This window comes from Photobacterium sp. OFAV2-7 (assembly GCF_022347985.1).
Classification (GTDB): Bacteria; Pseudomonadota; Gammaproteobacteria; order Enterobacterales; family Vibrionaceae; genus Photobacterium.
Window position 1 is genome coordinate 1 of record NZ_JAKRFQ010000450.1, and the last position, 4,085, is coordinate 4,085.

At 53.3% G+C, this 4,085-nt stretch carries 3 protein-coding genes and 2 pseudogenes; all 5 read right to left on the bottom strand.

What is annotated here, in order from left to right:
- A pseudogene (locus MHN01_RS18740) lies at positions 1-321 on the bottom strand (N-methylproline demethylase); the annotation flags it as partial.
- 12 nt (positions 322-333) lie between these two features.
- Positions 334-888 carry a 4-vinyl reductase gene (locus tag MHN01_RS18745; RefSeq protein WP_239412741.1) on the bottom strand — a complete coding sequence of 185 codons (555 nt, stop codon included), beginning with the start codon at positions 886-888 and terminating at the stop codon, positions 334-336.
- The gene (locus MHN01_RS18750) at positions 889-1,869 is read right to left on the bottom strand and encodes a dipeptidase (RefSeq protein ID WP_239412742.1); all 981 of its coding nucleotides are present in this window, start codon (positions 1,867-1,869) and stop codon (positions 889-891) included.
- Positions 1,870-1,982: 113 nt separating this feature from the next.
- Positions 1,983-3,719, bottom strand: coding sequence for a formate--tetrahydrofolate ligase (locus MHN01_RS18755; RefSeq protein ID WP_239412743.1), 1,737 nt, complete (start codon positions 3,717-3,719; stop codon positions 1,983-1,985).
- 2 nt (positions 3,720-3,721) lie between these two features.
- A pseudogene (locus MHN01_RS18760) lies at positions 3,722-4,085 on the bottom strand (methylenetetrahydrofolate reductase); the annotation flags it as partial.

Below are 4,085 nucleotides of genomic sequence, written 5' to 3' on the forward strand. Positions count from 1 at the left end.
GGTGATCTGAATCATGATATGCGCGCCGTGCTGGTGAACCGCCTCAGCCAATTGTTGCAGGTGAGGAATAACGTCATCGGTACAGAGGTTCACCGACTTCCACCACCCTTGCGGACTGTCTATCGAGACCGGACTCGACCCGCCGCAAATACACAACCCGATCCCGCCTTTTGCCTTTTCCTCGTAATAACGGATGTAGCGTTCGGTCGGCATCCCATTTAAGGTGGCATAGACTTCGGCATGGGCAGTACTGACTATCCGGTTACGGATCATCAGCTTATTAATCGCCAGCGGCTGGAAAATAGCATCAAACTGTGACATCCCCACTCCTTATCAATTGTCCCTGGGCATCACTTCAAACAGGCCGTAATCACAACCTGTCTGCGCCTCGCTCTGTTGCTGGACGGCAACCGTCTCTATCGGCTGGCCTATCCCCCGGGTGATCTGATCCATCGCACCGGCAAACCAGCCTGTGAACATATAATCCACTTTGCGATCAACCTTGCCGTAGTGATAAACAAAAGCCGAGTGGTGTAACCGTACTTTGGCCCGCCCCGTCGAGATATCCAGGCTCTCAATGACAAACTGGCCCCAGCCCCGTTGCGACAAGCGCTTCATATAATGCTCAAACACCTCTGCGCCCTGCAGGCCGTGGGTTTCCGATTCTTTTTCGCACCAGTAATAAGCCGATTGGTAGCCAGCGGCATAGAGGATCTCGGCATACTTCTCGGCCCCGAGAGCCTCTTCCACTGCGGTGTGGTTATTGATAAAAAAGTGCCTTGGAACATACAGCATCGGGAGCCCGTTGGTACTCCAGACGCCGGACTCGCTGTCCACCTCGATAGGGACTTCCGGGGCATGTGTTGTCGAGTAGGGTAATATTGGCATCTATTCGTCCCACACTGCTTTGAGAGTCCTTACCCAGTTCTCTCCCATGATTTTCTTCACTCTGCTCTCCGGCCAGCCATGATCCAGCAGGGCCTGAGTCAGGTTTGGGAACTCGCCGATAGTCCGGATCCCCTTGGGATTGATGATCTCACCAAACCGGGTCAGCCGCCGGGCATACCCCTTGTCATGAGTCAGCCATTCAAAGAAAGCCTGATCATGGCCCTGAGTAAAATCGGTGCCGATCCCGACACAATCTTCACCCACAATATTGACGATATAATCAATCGCTTCGACATAGTCTTCGATGGTCGAATTGATACCGTTTTTCAAGAAAGGCGCGAACATGGTGACCCCGATAAAGCCGCCATGATCAGCGATGAATCTCAGCTCATCGTCTGATTTATTGCGGGGATGCTCCTTGAGCCCCAACGGAAGACAGTGGGAGTAACAGACTGGTTTTTTCGATGCCAAGATCACTTCCTGAGAAGTTGTTGCCCCGACATGGGAAAGATCGCACATCATGCCGACCCGGTTCATCTCAGCAACCACTTCATGGCCAAAACCGGATAACCCGCCGTCGCGTTCATAACATCCGGTTCCGACCAGATTCTGGGTGTTGTAGGCCATCTGCGCGATTCCGACCCCGAGTTTTTTGAAGATCTCGACATAGCCAATCTGATCTTCGAACGCATGTACATTTTGAAAGCCGAGTATAATCCCGGTTTTGCCCTCTTCCTTGGCAAGATAAATATCTTCGGTACATCGAACAGGGCGAATGAGATCGCCGTGATCGCGGAAGTACCCGTTGAACTCGACAATATTATCGACGGTTGCCTGAAAGCCTTCCCACACCGATACCGTGCAGTTGGCGGTCGTGAGCCCCCCTTTTGCCATATCCTCGAACAGGGCACGATCCCACCTGGCAATGATCAGACCGTCGATAATAATTGAGTCTTGGTGCAGTTGCGCGGCATCCGACATACATTCCCCTCCTGCAAGCAGCTATCGGTAAATCGTTTATGTCTCTTAAACTAACGATATGTCATTGCCATTTAACAGGCTTTGTAATAACGACATCCGATGAAGTGTTTCCGTCAAAACAGCCCTGTAATCTCTCCATGCTCATCCAGCCTGATATCCAGCGCTGCCGGGTGACGCGGCAAGCCCGGCATAGTCATGATGTCGCCGCATATCACAACGACAAACCCCGCACCGGCCATCAGGCGAATTTCTTTTACAGGCAAAGCGTGATTAATCGGCGCGCCCAAAACTCCGGGCTCTGATGAAAAGCTGTAAGGTGTTTTGGCAATACAGACAGGCAAATGACCAAAGCCAAGCTGGTGAATATCATCAAGCTGAGACAAGGCCTTGGTTGAAAAATGGACTTCGCCAGCACCATAGATCCGCGTTGCCACCGCCGTAATTTTCTCGTCCAGCGGCATATCATCAGCATACAGCGGTATGACATTAGGTGGTGGTTGCTGGAGCAGGTCGAGGACGGCTGTCGCCATATCCTGAGCCCCTTCACTGCCACGAGCCCAATGATCGGCAGACACGACCCGGGCTCCCGATGCCAGACAGCACCGCTGGATCACGGCCAGCTCTTCATCGCTATCGCTTGGAAAACGATTAATTGCCACCAGCGGGATCAGACCGAACTGCTGGATGTTCTGGATATGTCGCAGCAAGTTAGCAGAACCCGCTTCGACTGCGGCCACATTCGGCTGCTCCAGAGCCTGCCTTTCAATCCCGCCCTGCATTTTCAATGCCCTTACGGTGCAGACGAGCACTACCGCATCCGGAGACAAACCTGCCAGACGGCATTTAATGTTAATAAACTTCTCGGCCCCCAAATCGGCACCAAAACCCGCTTCTGTCACCACAACATCGCTAAGGGCTAATGCCGCTCGCGTTGCCATCAGGGAGCTACAGCCATGGGCAATATTGGCGAAGGGGCCGCCATGGACCAGTACCGGGTTATGCTCAAGGCTCTGGATAAGGTTCGGCATCATGGCTTCTTTGAGAAGCACCGTCATCGCACCGTCGGCACCTAATTCGCGTACCGTCACTACACTGCCATCACGGCGCCGGCCTATGATCATCTCACCAAGGCGGTTCTGGAGATCTTTCGGTCCTTCGGCCAGACACAGCACCGCCATGATCTCCGAGGCTACAGTGATATCAAATCCCGACTCACGCGGGACACCATGAGCCGTCCCACCGAGCCCACAGACAATATTGCGCAGAGCCCGCTCATTGAGATCCATTACCCGCCGCCAGCAGATCCGACGAGGATCCAAGCCTAGTTCATTTCCCCAATGGATATGGTTATCAATCAGGGAGACAAGCAAGTTATGGGCAACCGTGATCGCATGAAAATCGCCATTAAAGTGCAGGTTGAGATCTTCCATGGGAATCGCCTGCGACCGCCCTCCTCCAGCCGCTCCGCCCTTCATACCAAAGCACGGCCCCAGCGATGGTTCGCGCAGGCAGACAGTACTTTTTACCCCGAGCGCGTTAAGTCCGTCTGACAGACCAATACTGGTGGTGGTTTTGCCTTCCCCGGCCGTTGTCGGCGTCATTGCGGTTACCAGCACCAACTGGCCGCGCTGATGACTGACATCCAGCTGCGCCATGTCGATTTTGGCCTTATAGTGGCCATAGGGGATCAGGGCATGAGGAAGCAAGCCCAGCCGCTCGGCAGCAACTTCAATCACTGGCCTCGGCGTCACTGCTCGTGCTATCTCAATATCAGGAGAGCCCGGAGGCGGCAAATTCTCTGGTGGATCAATCTCTGATGGAACCAGGGCAACGTTAAGTTCATTGTTCATCGTCAGTGAGCCCCCCTCAACCATTTGGCGGACTGTTTCAATCCGCCAAACGGATACAAATGGATGCCCTGGAAAGGCGTATCAGGATTGATACTCTGGTAACGAGCCATTTCCTGTACCAGCAAATCCGGTGTCCAGGGTTTTAGCAACTGGGTTGTTTTCAGGTTACGTCTTAACGCCGCAACCGACTCCACCACACCGCATTGCGCGGCATAGAAAAATAAGTTCTTAAGCTGAGTAGGACCCGGCATACCCAGATACACCGGCAAAGAACCCAGCAACTCCTGATAGGATTCCAGCCACTGGATAAAGATATCGGCATCAAACGAGAACTGTGTCACCACCCACATATTGAGTTGATTGGCT